This window comes from Sporosarcina sp. (genome assembly GCF_029257255.1).
Classification (GTDB): Bacteria; Bacillota; Bacilli; order Bacillales_A; family Planococcaceae; genus Sporosarcina.
In genome coordinates this window covers 1-15,570 of the sequence record NZ_JARICI010000026.1, presented here as the reverse complement: position 1 = coordinate 15,570, position 15,570 = coordinate 1, and the positions used below count along the sequence as shown (strand labels likewise).

The 15,570-nt window shown below is 41.1% G+C and carries 13 protein-coding genes and 1 pseudogene; 4 read left to right on the top strand and 10 right to left on the bottom strand.

The genetic code is table 11. The features are described from left to right. Nucleotides 1–79 precede the first annotated feature (79 nt). Entirely contained in the window at nt 80–1,270 is a 1,191-nt protein-coding gene (locus Q1J64_RS05915; protein WP_301108155.1) for an MFS transporter, read from the top strand. A gap of 47 nt (nt 1,271–1,317) precedes the next feature. Here Q1J64_RS05915 and ccpC read toward each other — a convergent pair whose 3' ends face one another. The 6 genes from ccpC to Q1J64_RS05885 all read right to left on the bottom strand — a co-directional run bounded on the left by ccpC (nt 1,318) and on the right by Q1J64_RS05885 (nt 6,252). Then, complete coding sequence (ccpC, locus tag Q1J64_RS05910) at nt 1,318–2,205, bottom strand: transcriptional regulator CcpC (RefSeq protein WP_301108251.1); 888 nt, start codon at nt 2,203–2,205, stop codon at nt 1,318–1,320. Further along, nucleotides 2,192–3,631, bottom strand: coding sequence for an MDR family MFS transporter (locus Q1J64_RS05905; protein WP_301108250.1), 1,440 nt, complete (start codon nt 3,629–3,631; stop codon nt 2,192–2,194). Before Q1J64_RS05905 ends, ccpC begins: the two co-directional genes overlap by 14 nt. A 139-nt stretch (nt 3,632–3,770) precedes the next feature. Continuing rightward, nucleotides 3,771–4,211 carry a cyclic-di-AMP-binding protein CbpB gene (gene cbpB, locus Q1J64_RS05900; RefSeq protein ID WP_301108249.1) on the bottom strand — a complete coding sequence of 147 codons (441 nt, stop codon included), beginning with the start codon at nt 4,209–4,211 and terminating at the stop codon, nt 3,771–3,773. 139 nt (nt 4,212–4,350) lie between these two features. After that, on the bottom strand, nt 4,351–4,581 hold the full coding sequence (locus Q1J64_RS05895) for a hypothetical protein (RefSeq protein ID WP_301108154.1): 231 nt from the start codon (nt 4,579–4,581) through the stop codon (nt 4,351–4,353). Between the two features lie 445 nt (nt 4,582–5,026). Beyond that, nucleotides 5,027–5,917 carry an NAD(P)-dependent oxidoreductase gene (locus Q1J64_RS05890; RefSeq protein ID WP_301108248.1) on the bottom strand — a complete coding sequence of 297 codons (891 nt, stop codon included), beginning with the start codon at nt 5,915–5,917 and terminating at the stop codon, nt 5,027–5,029. A 161-nt stretch (nt 5,918–6,078) separates the two neighbouring features. After that, a complete protein-coding gene (locus Q1J64_RS05885; protein ID WP_301108153.1) occupies nt 6,079–6,252 on the bottom strand; it encodes an aspartyl-phosphate phosphatase Spo0E family protein in 174 nt (57 codons plus the stop codon). A 243-nt stretch (nt 6,253–6,495) separates the two neighbouring features. Here Q1J64_RS05885 and Q1J64_RS05880 point away from each other — a divergent pair. After that, nucleotides 6,496–6,678 (top strand): annotated as a pseudogene (locus tag Q1J64_RS05880) (YkvS family protein); the annotation flags it as partial. Between the two features lie 59 nt (nt 6,679–6,737). Next, entirely contained in the window at nt 6,738–7,382 is a 645-nt protein-coding gene (locus Q1J64_RS05875; protein WP_301108152.1) for a hypothetical protein, read from the top strand. Nucleotides 7,383–7,470: 88 nt separating this feature from the next. Here the strand turns inward: Q1J64_RS05875 and Q1J64_RS05870 are convergent, their stop codons facing one another. Beyond that, nucleotides 7,471–8,844, bottom strand: coding sequence for an ATP-binding protein (locus Q1J64_RS05870; RefSeq protein WP_301108151.1), 1,374 nt, complete (start codon nt 8,842–8,844; stop codon nt 7,471–7,473). Nucleotides 8,845–9,036: 192 nt separating this feature from the next. Between Q1J64_RS05870 and Q1J64_RS05865 the strand changes: the two genes are divergently transcribed. Continuing rightward, entirely contained in the window at nt 9,037–10,800 is a 1,764-nt protein-coding gene (locus Q1J64_RS05865; RefSeq protein ID WP_301108150.1) for a B12-binding domain-containing radical SAM protein, read from the top strand. Nucleotides 10,801–10,848: 48 nt separating this feature from the next. Here the strand turns inward: Q1J64_RS05865 and Q1J64_RS05860 are convergent, their stop codons facing one another. The 3 genes from Q1J64_RS05860 to Q1J64_RS05850 form a co-directional block, all read right to left on the bottom strand. Further along, nucleotides 10,849–12,198, bottom strand: a complete 1,350-nt coding sequence (locus Q1J64_RS05860; protein WP_301108149.1) for a TrkH family potassium uptake protein — start codon at nt 12,196–12,198, stop codon at nt 10,849–10,851. A gap of 531 nt (nt 12,199–12,729) precedes the next feature. Further along, entirely contained in the window at nt 12,730–13,488 is a 759-nt protein-coding gene (locus Q1J64_RS05855) for a TerC family protein (protein WP_301108148.1), read from the bottom strand. A 395-nt stretch (nt 13,489–13,883) separates the two neighbouring features. After that, the coding region (locus Q1J64_RS05850; protein ID WP_301108147.1) for an efflux RND transporter permease subunit at nt 13,884–15,570 on the bottom strand (1,687 nt) is incomplete at its 5' end.

The window sequence follows — 15,570 nt, the reverse complement described above, 5'->3', positions numbered from 1 at the left end:
AGCATCGAAGCAGAGCAAGTGTATTAGCATTTTCTTTATGATACGATAGAGTAAAATATTCCGGAAAGCGAGCAAACATATGCCCCAACAATCAAATAATCTGACCCTTTATATTTTAATGTTTAATATGTTCATCGCCATGGCCGGCGTTGGACTCATCATCCCTATAATGCCTGAATACCTAGGGACTTTCGGCGTTGCCGGACAGGCACTTGGCATGCTGATCGCCATCTTTTCATTCGCTCAATTTATTTTCTCGCCTCTTTCTGGAAATCTTTCCGATCAGGTTGGCAGAAAACGTATCATCATTATCGGTTTGGCAATTTACGGACTTTCTCAATTAGCCTTCAGTTTATCAACAGAGCTGTGGATGCTGTACATCGCCCGCTTCTTTTCAGGGTTTGGTGCTGCCTTCATTATTCCGCCCACCATGGCATTTGTGGCTGACATTACTTCCCTCGAAAAGCGCGGTCGCGGAATGGGACTTCTCGGTGCTTCCATGTCCTTAGGATTCATGATTGGACCCGGAATTGGCGGATTTTTATCAAAAATAAGCTTGGTATTTCCTTTCTATGCAGCGACAGGGGCATCAATCTTCGCAGCCATTATTTCTTTATTATTCCTGCCGAATCCTAAACCCGTGTTACAAGGAACACTGCTGAATGAAAACTTATTTCAGCAGATGCGCCGTTCGACAAAGACGCCCTATTTTGTCATGTTGATCGTCATGTTTGTCTTTTCATTCGGATTGGCCAACTTCCAATCGACTATTTCACTATATGTAGACCAGAAATACGGTTACACACCATCACAAATTGCGGTCATTATTACAGTCGGCGGATTTGTAGGGGTCATAATCCAGACATTCGTGATCGATAAATTGTTCAAACGCTTTGGCGAGATGCGTATTATTCTTATCAATTTGCTAATCGCGGCCACTGCTATGTTCTGCATTCTTTTCGTTAATAAATTCTTTATGATTTTACTGGTCGCAACCATCTTTTCCACCGCGACCTCACTTCTCCGCCCGGCAGTCAATACGCTCGTATCGAAACTCGCCGGTACCGAACAAGGCTATGCAGCCGGCATGATGAACGCTTATATGAGCTTAGGTAATATGATAGGCCCCGCAACAGCAGGCTATATTTTCGACATTGATATGCGTTCGCCTTATATTGTCGGAACGATTATTTTACTGCTATGCTTCATATTAGCTTCAGTCTGGGCAAAGCAAAAGAAAGAATTGCTTAATTCCTCCCGCACGACATAATAAATAAAAAATGGCCTTCCCTTTTTATTCAGCGGGAAAGCCATTTTTTATTGCTCCTTACGCAAGATCTCTGCATACTTCTGCACGATCTCGACGAAAGCATTCACTTGTTTTAATTCGAATGTAGAATTATAACCAATCAGCCATGTATCACGTGTTAGCTCGAACTCTTCTTCACTGTTCAGCAAAGGGATACGATTGACCCGCTCATCTCCTGAAAGAGTAATGGAAGGTAAAATCGCGTAACCTACACCATTTAAAGCCAGCTGTTTACATGTCTCGATCTGATCCACAATAATTTGGCGGCTTGGATTTTGATTGAAATGCTTATGCCACCAACGTTGAATTTCCATATAATAATTTGAATCACTTTTAAACTGAATGAAATGTCGGTTGGTATCTTTGAGTTCATCAATTGTAGAAATTTCCCGATCGACAAGATACAGCTGATCCCGGAACAAATACACACGGTTACTCTTCCAATCCGTCTGCCCTCTGACGATTCCAATATGTGCCTCGCCTTCGTACAAAGCTTTGGAAATTTCGGAACTCCAGCCCGTCATCAAAGAAATTTTCGCATCCGGATATAACGTGACATAGTCTTTCAGAACTTGTGGAAGCCAAGTCTGACCGATTATCGAAGCACAGGCAATTTTCAGCGTTCCATGGACTTTATCTTCAAGCGACGCAATCATTTCCAGTGTTTCATCGCGTTTTGCCAGCGATTCTTTTGCATATGCAATCACATGCTCACCCGCTGGCGTAGGTTCCAGCCCCTTCTGCGAACGAATGAATAGCAGCATCCCCCATTCTTTTTCGATGGTCTGCAGACGTTGTGACAAGGCAGGCTGTGATAAATGCAGACGTTCCGATGCTTTGCGCATATTTCCTTCTTCCGCCAAGGCTTTTATAATATCAAACTCAGTTGTTGACATGCTCATACACCTTTCCTCTTGGAATTCGTAAAATCAGCAGTAGACTGATCAGCGCTAATACAAATATCGCAATGTACACCCAATGCAGTGAATTAGCCAGTCCTTTCTGCAGACTCAGCAACTCTTGTAAAGGAATGGATGTGCGCCCTTCATTCGTTAGCATCATATTCACATCATCGACTGTGTACGCTAATTTCTTAGAGGCGAAGTATGACAGCAGCGTGCCATTCAATATGGCGCCGAATAAGGAAGCACCGATGGTATTACCAAAATTCTTCATGAACATATTCGCGGCTGTTGCAGAACCTCTCTGCTCGCGCGGCACCGCTCCTTGTATGGTGACAATGAAAGAAGTATTCGTCAGTCCCATTCCAATTCCGATAAAGAAACTAGAACAAGCTGCCCAGACAGGTCCCAAATAAGCATTCATGAGAACAAACATCAATGCACCAATCACTAATGAAATACCGCCCGCAAGAGAAACCAGAAACGGCCCAAACCGCAGCAATAAATGTCCTGCCATCGAAGAAGCTAAAGGCCAGCCAATCGACATAGTCGTTAAGGTAAATCCGGCAATAATCGCCGGCTGCTCCATCACCCCGTATACATAGGTAGGAAGATACGATGAAATTCCAATCAAAATTATACCTGTGGTTAAAGAAACCAGATTCGCATATAAAATGACAGGATTCTTCCATATACTAAATGAAATCAGCGGATCATCAGCCCGTTTTTCCTGTTTAAAGAATAAAATGAACAGGACAGCTGACAATGAAAGCAACAGCAAGCTACTGGCTGACAGACGCTCGAAAGCCTGGCCGCCTTCTACCAACCAGATCAGGACTGAAGATAATCCGGCAGTTAACAGGAATGCCCCTTTGTAATCAATCGAGGCTTTCTGCGTCTTCTTCGGTTCATGCAAAAACAGATAAATTCCTGCCATTGAAAGAAGCCCAAGCGGTACATTGATCCAAAACACGAACTGCCAATTGACATATTGGACAAGTAATCCACCAATGATCGGTCCAGAAACTGCGGAGATCCCCCACACGCTCGACAGATAGCCCTGAATTTTTGCACGTTCTTCTGTTGTGTAAATATCACCTACGATCGTTGTCGCGATCGGCATGACCGCTCCAGCACCAAGTCCTTGTATCAAACGATAGACAATGAGCTGTTCCATTGAAACTGCAAAGCCACAAAGGATTGAACCCAATAAAAAAATCGTTAGACCTACAAAGAAAATGGGTTTTCTACCGAATAAATCTGCAAGCTTTCCATAAATCAGGACAGTGACCGTGCTCATTAGTAAATAAGATGAAAAAATCCAGCTATAGCGTGAAAAGCCGCCAAGTTCTGAAGCAATTGTGGGCATCGCAGTTGTAACAATCGTCGCTTCCACTGCACTGACAAACATCGCAAGCATAACAGCGGCAAGAACGAGCGGCTTTTTAGTTTCTTTCTGCAAGTCTCTTCTGACTCCCCTCTATAAGAAAAAGACTCCGTTAAAGGAGCCTTCGGTATAATTATCATCATAGAATTTGTTATAGGTAAGCAATTCTCATTTACTGAGAGCTATAAATATATTTCTTGAATTCTTTTAAAATCACTCGTCTGGTTAAAATCCCTGCGAATGTTCCATCTTCTTCTGTCACACAAAGAAACGGATGATTAATTAGTAGATCCATAGCTCGCTGAAAACGATCCGTTACACGAATAGTGGGAAGTGAAGTATCCATAATCTCATCCACTTTAATATCTTCCAATCGCTCATACTCAATACGTTCCAATCCTAAAATGGAGTCTGTAATCATACCAATTCCGAGCAAACCTTTTAAATGATACTGATGGTCTAGTACAGGAATGGCAGAATACCCTGTCTTCGTTAAAACGAGAAGAGCGTGCTCTGCGTTATTGCCGATTTGCACGTGGGCAACTTTTTCCGAAGAAATGATTTGGTCGGCAATCGGTGCAAAGAGAAAATCTTTATTATTTATAGAAACCATACGTAATCGCTCCTTCTGTTCATCATCCAATACAAAATATCTAAAAGTTCGTTTGCCTGCATCCATTCCATCATACCACAAATAACCTTTTTTCACCTCAAAAGAAGGATAGTTTCCACAAACAAAAAAACCTCCTTCTTTAATAGAAAGAGGCCCAGTAATAAAAAATCACAATGAAGGTAAAGACAGATGCCACGAGTATAATCCATAACAGTGGATTCATTGTAAATGGATGATTTGCAGCAGTTTCAGGAATTTGATCCTTTTCATTAAGCTGCAGCGCACGGCTTGATTTTCTAAGTCCCGCTAAACAAATTGCCAGCATAATGGCACTGACAAATACCATCGGCCATAGCCAAATATCGAACATGATCGTCCACTCCTCCACTTTCGTATTGAATTAGTAGGATGTGCAGGATGATGGAATTTATGTGAAGATATTCGCGTGAAAAGCGGCTTTTTAAGTACTTTTTCTAGATTATGTCCACTGTTCAGAAATCCTTGAGCCATCTCGCAATGACAGTCATTCCCAAACTGTGCGCAAGATTAATAATCGTTTTAGCGATTGCTTCATTTTTTTGTCACTCTCTATATCGTGTATAAAAGAACGGTCAATCTTTATAATATCAATGGGGTAGAATTGCAGAAAGAAGCAGAACTTTCATTTGAGAGTCGGAATTAGTTTCTAGGATGCTAAACATGTCGGAGTGAACTTAGTGATTTTCCTTTTGTAGAAAATGATCAAATGGTTCTTTGCTGTGCATGTGGAAATTCTAAAAAAGCAGAAAGCCCTGTTCAGCCTTCTGCCATAAAGATTAATCAATATAATGTTTAATCAAAACTTGCGTGCCTTTTTCGCCGTACCCCTGCTCCAGCAGCTCTGAATACGTCTGTCGCGCGAGCTTTAGACCCGGCAAGTTTAAATTCAATCTTTCTGATTCCTGCAACGCAATATTCAAATCTTTGACGAAATGCTTCACGAAAAATCCTGGTTCATAATCCCCTTCAATAATGCGCGGCCCCAGATTAGATAAACAAAATGAGCCTGCAGCGCCTGACACGACTGACTGCAACATAGTATCTGGATTTAAACCTGACTTCATCGCATATGACAATGACTCACATGCGCCAATCATATTTCCTGCAACAATAATTTGGTTGCACATTTTTGTATGCTGGCCAGAGCCCGCTGCGCCCTGATAGATAATTTGATTGCCAAACACAGATAGAACAGGCAATAAACGATCAAAAAGATCTTTTTCTCCGCCACACATGATCGAAAGTGTACCGTTACGTGCTCCCACATCGCCGCCGGAAACTGGTGCGTCAAGTGACTTCATATGAAGTTGCTCAGCTTTTTCTGCAATTTTCACAGCTAAGTCGGGACTAGAAGTAGTCATATCCACAACTATTTGAGAATGATGTCCATTCGCGAAAATACCACCCTCTGAAAAATAAACTTCTTCTACGTCGGAAGGCATGCCGATCATCGTAAAGACGATATCCGCTCCCTTTACAGCATCTCCCACAGTATCCGCCCACTTGGCTCCCATTTCTACTAGCGAATCTGCTTTGGATTTCGTTCTAGTAAAAATGGTTACGTCATAAGAAGCTTTCAGCAAATGTTTCACAATGCTTGCTCCCATAACACCGGTTCCAATAAAAGCAATTTTCTCTTGATGCATACTAACACTCCTTTGGGCTATTTCTATGTACTATCGTATCGAAGTTTAAATATTTTTACAATGAAGCAAGCAAAAAAAAGAGGACCAATCATATAAATATGACTGATCCACAAAAGGGGGAAATGAGAATGTTGCTGTGTTCAAATATATTATCCCCCGGTTTGTATCTATATAAACCTAAATCACAAAATTTCTTTTAAACCATTTTCTGCTTTGTATTTTTCGTATTCATTAATCAACAAATCCAGTTCACGGCTCAGCGACACGGTACGGTCAGAATGTAAACCTTCATACTCTGCAACTTTCAAAAGTTGCGCTCTGAGACGTTCAATTTCAAGTTCACGGTTACACTCCACCTCATACACCTTCCATCACAAGTAGCATTGCTGTTCATTATACTAAAAATATGTACCGATTGCGCCATAAAGTTATCGACATATTCCGACAGTTCTGTCTTTTAATTAAATAATTTTTAATAGATAACCCTTTACCTTTTGTAAGTTTTCAGGCAAACTAGAAAGTAATTCTCAAGAAAAAGTTCTTACCGCTCTACTATTTAGAGTAATTCATGAAGATAGAAAGGAAGTTACATGATGACAATTGCAGAAGTCGGGGATATTATTGAATTTAAAGAAGGATTGCAAGGAATTGTAGAAAAGGTCAATGAAAACTCTGTTATTGTGGATTTGACATATATGGAGAATTTCGAAGAGCTAGAGATGGAAGAAAAAACGGTGATCAACCATAAACGGTATAAAATTATACACAGCACAAAAGAATGAAACCTTCTCACTGCTGTTCCGTCCCATAAATAGAATTGTAAATAAAGGAGTGTCACATTATGAACATCAAATGGGGTATTATTTCCGCTTCGTTAGCAGCCTCTTTACTTCTTGCAGCATGCGGAACTTCCGACGCAGATGACAATGACAAAAATGACGTGAGCGATATTCCTCCTGTAGAAGAACCTGCAGCTGAGCCAGAGACAGAAATTGATGGCGATGCTGTTGATGAAAATGCAGCGACAGACAGTACAGGCCAAGGTGACTTACTAGCAGAAGCAGTAGAAACGAAAAGCGATGAACAGAATTATTCTATCATGGTAATTCCTGGCTATACGTTAACTAGTGAAGAACCTGGAAGAGACAGCTTATATTCAAAAGATGACGGCGCAACATTCATGCGTATTGAAACGACTGAAAAGGGCGGAGAAGCTTTTAATTTCGATGAGTGGTACAAAAATATGGAAGAACTCTTAAAAGCATCCAGCAACGGTACTGAGCCCGAAGAATTGACAGAGGAAGCTGATCTTCCTAAAGGTGAAGGTATCCTTGACGTTAAAGGAGCTAAAGCCGAGTCTAATGAAGGCTATTTCGAAGGCTATGTCATGGAACGTGAAGATAAGTTAGTACGAGTAACTATTTACGCTGCTGAAGACAATGAACAAATCAAGGAATTTAGACAAATGGCTTCTACAATTAAATAACAGTTAAAACCCGATCATAAGTAAAGCTGATCGGGTTTTAACTTTACAACTGGTATGAAACTAATTCTAACTGGTTACAAAATGTGAATTAAGAAGAATAAACTGCACGAGGGAAATTTACACGGAATTCGGTTCCTTTACCTAACTCACTCTTAACAGAAATGCTCCCCCCGTACTCATTCACCGTTTTTTTAACAAACGGCAGTCCTAGTCCAGTTCCTCCTTCTTTCGTAGAAACGAATGGCACAAAAATATTCTCCATGATTTCTTTGCTCATTCCTATCCCTGTGTCAGCAATCAGAACACACACATTATGTGGATCACTTTCATATACGCATACACTTAAGGTATCATTAGGTCCCATTGCTTCCATTGAGTTTTTTATAAGATTGACGAAAATTTGTTTCACTCGATTGGGATTGCCTTTAATCAGCACCTGTTCCTGAGTCAGATTTTCATTTTCCAGGTTGATTTGATCTAGCATTGCTTTAGGTCGCAATAAGACCAGAACTTCTTCCACAAGTGAAGATAACGAGAAAAGGCTCATTACGTCTACAGAAGGTTTAGAGAGACTCAGCATTTCATTAAGAATCTCATTCATCCGCTTAACTTCCTCTTGAATGATCGTGACGTATTTTTGTGCATTGCCTTTTACTTCGTGTTCTAACAATTGAAGAAAGCCCTGAAGGGTTGTCATTGGATTTCTAATTTCGTGAGCCACGCTGGCTGCAATTTCACCCGTCGTGGATAATTGAACAGAATGAGCCAATAATCGCTGTAAATTTTCCTCTTCTGTCACATCAAGTAATTTTACAATAATAATATTGGTATCTAGATCTAATTGTGTGATGATATTGTAAAAGTAGATTTGATCTTGGCCATGATAGGTCCATCTCGTTTGAGTGAAACCAGTTTTACGTGTATTACGTAATAAGGAAGCAAAACAAAATTCACTTTCATGATGAAACGCTTCGAGGAATGTTTTAAAATGAATAAGTTCCGTATTCCGGCTAAAAGCAAGCTCTTTAAACTCCCGGTTGACTGTAACAAATAGTCCCATTTCATTGATGATCGCCATTGGTATATTCGCTTCATTAAATGCATTTTCATACACTTTAAAAAAATCATTTTTATTCTTTGTGATTTTTATTGTGATTATTGCCCTTTCACTTTGCGGCTGGTATATAATATAGCACGATGCACAAATATTTTTTTGAAGAAGATGTCCTGTTAATCCGTTTTTGACATAACCACCCTGAAAATCTCGATCCTTCAATTGCAATTCGACTTGTCCAAGAAGGTCAGTATCAAACAAATCCGAAATATGTTTCGGCTCATTATCATGATCCATCAAACATTTCATCGCTTTTGTCATACCTAGAATGTCACCATTTTTATTAACCATAATTTTGTAAGAAGAGCTTTCGAGAAATTGATCACTATCCACTGTTTGCATAACCATATCACAACCCCCTCGTTCAGATCTTAATCGTTATAGGTTATAGGTTTAAAATCTTTATATTCGAAAAGTTTAATAATTGAAAATATATGCTATGAGTACCCATTATGCCACATATCCAAAAAGCGTTACATAGGTATTTATACTCTTTTAATTTACTATTTATACTATTATTGAGGAATAAGGAGTTTTATCATGAATATCGTTATATCCACTTTAAACGCCAAATATATACACACCAATATCGCAATTCGTTATCTAAAAGCTTATGCAGAGCCGGAGTATTCATGCAAACTGGCTGAGTTTACAATAAACGATCCAACATTATCAATCGTTTCCGAGTTATATCAGTATTCACCCGATGTTGTCGGATTTAGTGTTTATATATGGAATATAGAAGAAACATTAAAAGTTATTCGTTTGCTAAAATTAACAAAACCCGAAACCATCATTGTGTGCGGTGGTCCAGAGGTCTCATACGATTATGACCAATGGCTCGAGAAGGTTCCTGAAATTGATTATATAGTCATCGGCGAAGGTGAACAGACATTTAAAGATCTTTTAACAGCTATTGATGATAAAAAAGAAATTTCAAGCGTCCAGGGAATAGCTTATCGAGAAAATGAAGGCTTGAAAATTACTGCACCTGGTCCTAAATTGGATTTGCGCACGTTACCCTCTCCTTTCCGTTTCGAAGAAGATCTGCCGAACCTGTCTACACGGGTCATGTATATCGAAACAAGTCGTGGCTGTCCTTTCTCGTGCCAGTTCTGCCTTTCTTCTATAGAAGTCGGCGTACGTTATTTCAACCGGGAAGCAATTAAAGAAGATATACGTTATTTAATGAAGCATGGGGTAAAGACGTTCAAATTTGTCGATCGTACATTTAATATCAGTCGAAGTTACGCAATGGAGATGTTCCAGTTCTTAATTGATGAACATTTACCGGGAACCGTATTCCAATTTGAAATCACGGGAGATATCATGCGTCCCGAAGTAATTGAATTCCTTAACGAAGAAGCACCTCCTGGTTTATTCCGTTTTGAAATCGGAGTTCAGTCAACAAATGATCTGACAAATGAACTCGTGAAGAGACGCCAGAATTTCACGAAGCTTTCACGCACTGTCACCATGGTAAAAGAAGGCGGGAAGATCGCACAGCATCTAGATTTAATTGCAGGTCTGCCTGAAGAAGATTACAGTTCTTTCCGGGATACATTCAATGAAGTATTTGCATTGCGACCAGAAGAACTTCAGCTCGGTTTCTTAAAGCTTTTGCGCGGCACTGGCTTGCGTATACAAGCGGAAGAATTCGGTTATCGATATATCGACACAGCTCCTTATGAAATCGTCTCTAACAATGTGCTGTCTTTTGATGATATGCTGCGCATCAAGCAAACAGAAGATATTTTGGAGAAATATTGGAATTCAGGTCGTTTTATTCACTCAATGGAGTATATTGTCACGGAACTGGTGGAGACACCATTCGACTTCTTTCAGCTGTTTGGTGCCTTTTGGGAGAAGCAGGGGTGGTCTCGGATTGGTCATCAATTCGAAGATCTGTTCACCCGGCTGGAACGCTTCTTGAAAGAAGTACTGAAGGTGGATACACGAATTGCAGTCAGTTTGCTCAAAATAGATTACTTACTGCATCAGAAATTCCTGCCGCGAAGGATTTGGTGGGATTCTGAGTTAGCAGAAGATCAATTGAATGAAATAAACCAGCTGCTTGTACGCTCTCCGCATATATTGGGAGAAACATTTGAAGCATTCGGCCATACCAACCGGACGATCCGTAAACAAGTATTTATTACGCAAACAGCAGCTAAATTAGAGGAAGACTTCACTGTCACAGAGGCTCCAGGTTATCTGATTGTACAATACACTCCGACTCAGAAAGCACAGTATTTCCATCTGTCCGAAAGTGTGCTTCTCTCTCTACAGAAGCAATTAACATAAAAAGCAGGATTGAGAGGTTTTTCTCTCAATCCTGCTTTTTTACATTCATCACCCAATAATCACACGTTCTTTTGGATAATGATACGGTGTTTTATTTGTCCTACCGCCTAACGTGTAGATAAATGAAATTAATCCAACCCGTCCAATGAACATCAATACCATGATGACCAGCTTCCCTACGGTTGATAAATCGGAAGTGATGCCAAGCGACATACCGCAAGTTCCGAAAGCGGAAGTAATCTCAAACAGTAAAGGTACAACCGGTATGCCAGGTTCTGTAAGCAGAAGCAGTAACAGCGCGGTCATTACCATAAAACAAGCTACCAATATAACCGCATAGGAACGGAATACGTCGATTAATTTAATTTGACGCTTGAATATATGAATGACGTCATTCCCTCTGGCAAAGTTGATCAGAAACAGTAGGGCAATCGCAAAAGTTGTTGTACGAATCCCTCCGCCTACAGAACTAGGCGAAGCACCGATGAACATCAGTAAGCTGACGAATATGTCTGTTGCTTCACTGAAATTCGTCACATCGTATGTGACCAGGCCAGCAGAACGCGCGGATACAGAATGAAACATAGAAGTAAACAGCTGCTGATGCCAGCTCATGCCTTTATACGAATGAAATGATTCCAGCAGCCAAATCATCAGTGTACCGAAAACCAGCAGTAAACCAAATGTGGCTGTTGTGATTTTAGTGAAAAGAGAAAAACGGAAATGCGGTACTTTTTTCGAAAAGAAAGCTTTAACTTCGATCAGTACTGGAAACCCGATGGCCCCTAATATAATTAAGATCATTAGAATTAGCTGCACAAAATAATCATCTTGATAAACAATCATGGACTGGCCGGTTATGTCAAAACCGGCATTCGTCGTAGCTGAGACTGCCATAAACATCCCGTTCAGCAGAGCTTCACTAAATGAGTCATAAAAACGATAAATATATAATGTCAAAATTGCTCCACCGATCAGCTCAATCACAACGATTAATTGTATGATATGGCGGATCAGCTGCACGACCCCTTGAAGTGAATACTGGTTTGTATCGATCATGATCAACTGACGCTCTCGCATGCCGATACGTTTTTTGACTAGCAGCCAGAAGAATGTACCAATCGACATGATGCCAATTCCTCCTAATTGCAGTACGAGCATGAGCATACAGAGACCAAAGACAGAGTAGGTCTCCCCAATACTGATAGGAGTCAAACCAGTAACACTGACAGCACTCACAGCCGTGAACAAGCTGTCAATGAACGCAACTTTCACGCCGGGCTTGTAGACGCCAGGCAAGTTTAGCAACAGAAAAGAGGAAGCAATGGCTAAGAAATAATAGAATACTATGATTTGAGCTGGTGTAAACTTTTGAAAAACTTCCCTGGAAAGCCTCATCTTTTTCAAATTCCTTTCATAACGGAAACTTCATTTTCCTACTTTATCAAAAGCGTTGCCAAAAAGATAGCGTTATCAGGTATTTTACACTCTTTTACAGATTGTAAACCAGTCATTCACGATGCACCAACAAGTAAACCAGTGTGCTGGTAAGTAGAAGAGAAATCGTTCCCCTGCGTTCCGGGTGGACGCTCCGGAGGGCCTGCGGTGAGCCAAGCGAACAGCAAAGGGTTCGCTTTGCCGTATTTCTGTGAACTTTACAAAAATTAAGGCAATACCGTGTTCCTTCTACAACCTATGGTCACTTCGTTCCCCTAAGTCGTCATCACCCGTCAAGCTGACCTCCCGGAGTCGTCACCCTGCACTTCGGTACACTGGCTTGTTTTACAATAATTTTTATGGAATCCTTCACACCCCCTTATATATTGTGATAAGAAAAGTTGAAAATATTATACTAGAGCTAGTTTTCCTGTGAAAAAGTAGACAAAATCAAAAACAGCTCCCTCAACTTAAAGAAGGAGCTGCGACAAGTTATTTTTTTATTTTCTGTTTCGCAACTGCAAGCAGATAGCCGCCAATTGCCAAGATTAACAATACTGCCCAGAATGTTGTTTTCCACAACGTTGAGTGCGGGAATGATTCTGGGATGATGAGCAGTGCAGGGTGTGCAAGTGTTAGGACTGCTAGCTTTACCCCTACCCAGCCGACAATTAAAAAGGCTGCAGTTTCGAGTGTTGGATATTTCTCGAGCAAAATGACAAATTGTTTTGCTGCGAAACGAATCATGATCAGGCCGATCATTCCACCGAGAAGCATAACCGCAAACTGTCCGCCGTTGATGCCGCCAATATGGAAATCGCCTAATTCAGGCAACGTCACTGCAAGCGCGACCGCTGCAAGCATGGAATCTAATGCAAAGGCGATATCCGCCAATTCTACTTTTAACACGGTCATCCAGAAACCAGATTGTCTTTTAGGCTTCTTATTCGGATGATTCGCTTGATGGTGGGTCAGTTTATCGTATATATTTTTACCGGCTATAACTAATAGATAAGCCGCACCAATCGCTTGGATTTCCCAGAATTTCACGAGGAATGTGATCATGAACAATGCCGTGAAGCGGAAAACGAATGCTCCGAACAAGCCATAAAATAGTGCTTTCTTTTGCTGCGGTTTTGGTAAGTGTTTGACCATGACTGCCATAACGACCGCGTTGTCTGTTGCGAGTAAGCCTTCGAGTACGATCAGTACGATGAGTACCCATGCGTATTCTAATAAAATCGGATCCAACGGTATTCCTCCCTGTTTTTTACAATATAAAAAGACCCTCACCTAATAATAGGCAAAGGTCTCGCTAAGTCGGAATTTAACGTTCAAAATCCAGCTATCATAACCGATGACTCGTAACAGCCATGTATTGACGATTATGAAATAGGTTTCCCTATAGCTACTCCCCTTTGACATTTGCGTCAAAGTTATTAAGTTATTGGATACTTTTAAAGTATTATAACATAATAACTTTGCTTTGCAAATAGTTTAGGTGCTGTCAGTATATATTCTTAGATACGATCTGTAACGTGTATTCCCAATGCCATTATACTTCTCCTTGCAGTGAAATATTCAAAAACGCGTTACATACAAAAGACCGGCAGTGAGATTGGATCTCTCCTGCCGGTCTCCTTTGTTTATTTAGATTTTACTTCTTTGGCACTGCGTCTCGTCTCGCGATCCAACAAGCTATAAATTACCGGCACGATATAAAGTGTCAGGAATGTCGAGCTAATCAGACCACCGATGACTGCGATGCCCATTGGCTGATTCATTTCTGTTCCTTCACCGAGTGCCAGCGCTAATGGCAGCAACCCGAGAATTGTTGTGAGAGCTGTCATTAGGATTGGACGTACACGGTCTCGGACAGAAGAAATAATCGCATCATATGAGCTGAGTCCTGCTTCTTTTCGTTGATTGATGTAGTCGACAAGAACAATTCCATTGTTGACCACGATTCCGACGAGTATGAGCACTCCAATGACCGCCGTAACGCTGACCGGTGTGTTGGTCGCCAGAAGTCCAAGTGATACCCCGATGATCATCAAGGGCACAGAGAACATGATGACAAATGGATATTTAAACGACTCGAACTGTGCAGCCATGACAATATATACTAATACAACAGCCAAAATAATGGCCATCAGCATATCATTAATCGCACTTTCGAATAGTTCACGATCTCCACCGTATGAAAGTTCCACTTCATTCGGCAGATTGAGATCATCCACCAGATCGTTCACACGCTTCGTCATTTCGCCCAGAGATTCACTGGACAGGTACTTCACCGTGAATGAAATAGAATGCGCCTGATCTACGCGCTGAATCGCCACAGGACCTTCAGCAATTTTCACATTGGCTACATCTTTCAGTTTCACATACGTATCAAGCGGAGTTTTCAGCTCAAGCTCTTTTAATTTATCTACACCGTTGCGGAAGCTTTCGTCGTAGCTGACATTCACACCGATTACTTCGCCTGTTTTCCAGACAATCTGTGTAGCGAAAACACCGCGAGTCACGTCACTGACGGTCTGCGCAATTTGATACGGCGCAAGGCCGGCATCCGACGCTTTCTGTCGGTCTACTTCTATTTTCACTTCCTCAACTGTATCCACTAAATCATTTTTGACTTCTGTAACAGAATCCATTTTTCGCAATTCTGTGTCGAGTTTTGTGACAGCTTCATCCAAACGTGCTTCATCGGTATCATGTAACGAGAAGTTCAGCGTGTTTGGGCTGGAGCCTGCAGCTGTCTGCATATTGAAGCTGACATCTGCGTCATCCCCAATTTCATCCAGTACTTTCGGCTGCACTTTGTCTACAAATTCAAAAACAGAACGGTCACGCTCATCAAGCGGCACTAATTTGACGGAAATCTCGGCCATATTGCCTTCCGAACCGCCCTGTGCCATGCTTTGCTGTGTACCTCCGACCAAACTTACATATACTTCCACGTCTTTTTCTTTCTTGATTTTCTCCTCAATTCGTTTTACCACATCATTTGTCGAATCAAGAGAAGCACCGTTCGGCAATTTCACATTGATATTGAAGAATCCTTCATCTGTTGAAGGAAGAAATTCGGTTCCAACTTTGAACAGACCAAATCCGCTTGCCCCGAGCAGCACAGTTGTCAAGACCAGGACAATGATCCGATGACCGAGAGCCCATTTGACAGTCTTTTCGAATGTCTGCCATTTTTTCGAACGGCGTTTTCTGGCATTACGGTTTGTATTCGGTGTTTTCAGCATACGGCTGGCGAGCATTGGAACAACTGTCAATGCCACAACCAGTGAAGCTGCTAAACTGAATGAAATAGTTAAAGCG

What these genes read in the sequence shown, in the direction of transcription:
- Q1J64_RS05915 (WP_301108155.1), top strand. Translation starts at nt 80, where the DNA reads ATGCCCCAACAATCAAATAATCTGACCCTTTATATTTTAATGTTTAAT.
- ccpC (WP_301108251.1), bottom strand. Translation starts at nt 2,205, where the DNA reads ATGTCAACAACTGAGTTTGATATTATAAAAGCCTTGGCGGAAGAAGGA.
- Q1J64_RS05905 (WP_301108250.1), bottom strand. Translation starts at nt 3,631, where the DNA reads ATGCTTGCGATGTTTGTCAGTGCAGTGGAAGCGACGATTGTTACAACT.
- cbpB (WP_301108249.1), bottom strand. Translation starts at nt 4,211, where the DNA reads ATGGTTTCTATAAATAATAAAGATTTTCTCTTTGCACCGATTGCCGAC.
- Q1J64_RS05895 (WP_301108154.1), bottom strand. Translation starts at nt 4,581, where the DNA reads ATGTTCGATATTTGGCTATGGCCGATGGTATTTGTCAGTGCCATTATG.
- Q1J64_RS05875 (WP_301108152.1), top strand. Translation starts at nt 6,738, where the DNA reads ATGAACATCAAATGGGGTATTATTTCCGCTTCGTTAGCAGCCTCTTTA.
- Q1J64_RS05870 (WP_301108151.1), bottom strand. Translation starts at nt 8,844, where the DNA reads ATGGTTATGCAAACAGTGGATAGTGATCAATTTCTCGAAAGCTCTTCT.
- Q1J64_RS05865 (WP_301108150.1), top strand. Translation starts at nt 9,037, where the DNA reads ATGAATATCGTTATATCCACTTTAAACGCCAAATATATACACACCAAT.
- Q1J64_RS05860 (WP_301108149.1), bottom strand. Translation starts at nt 12,198, where the DNA reads ATGAGGCTTTCCAGGGAAGTTTTTCAAAAGTTTACACCAGCTCAAATC.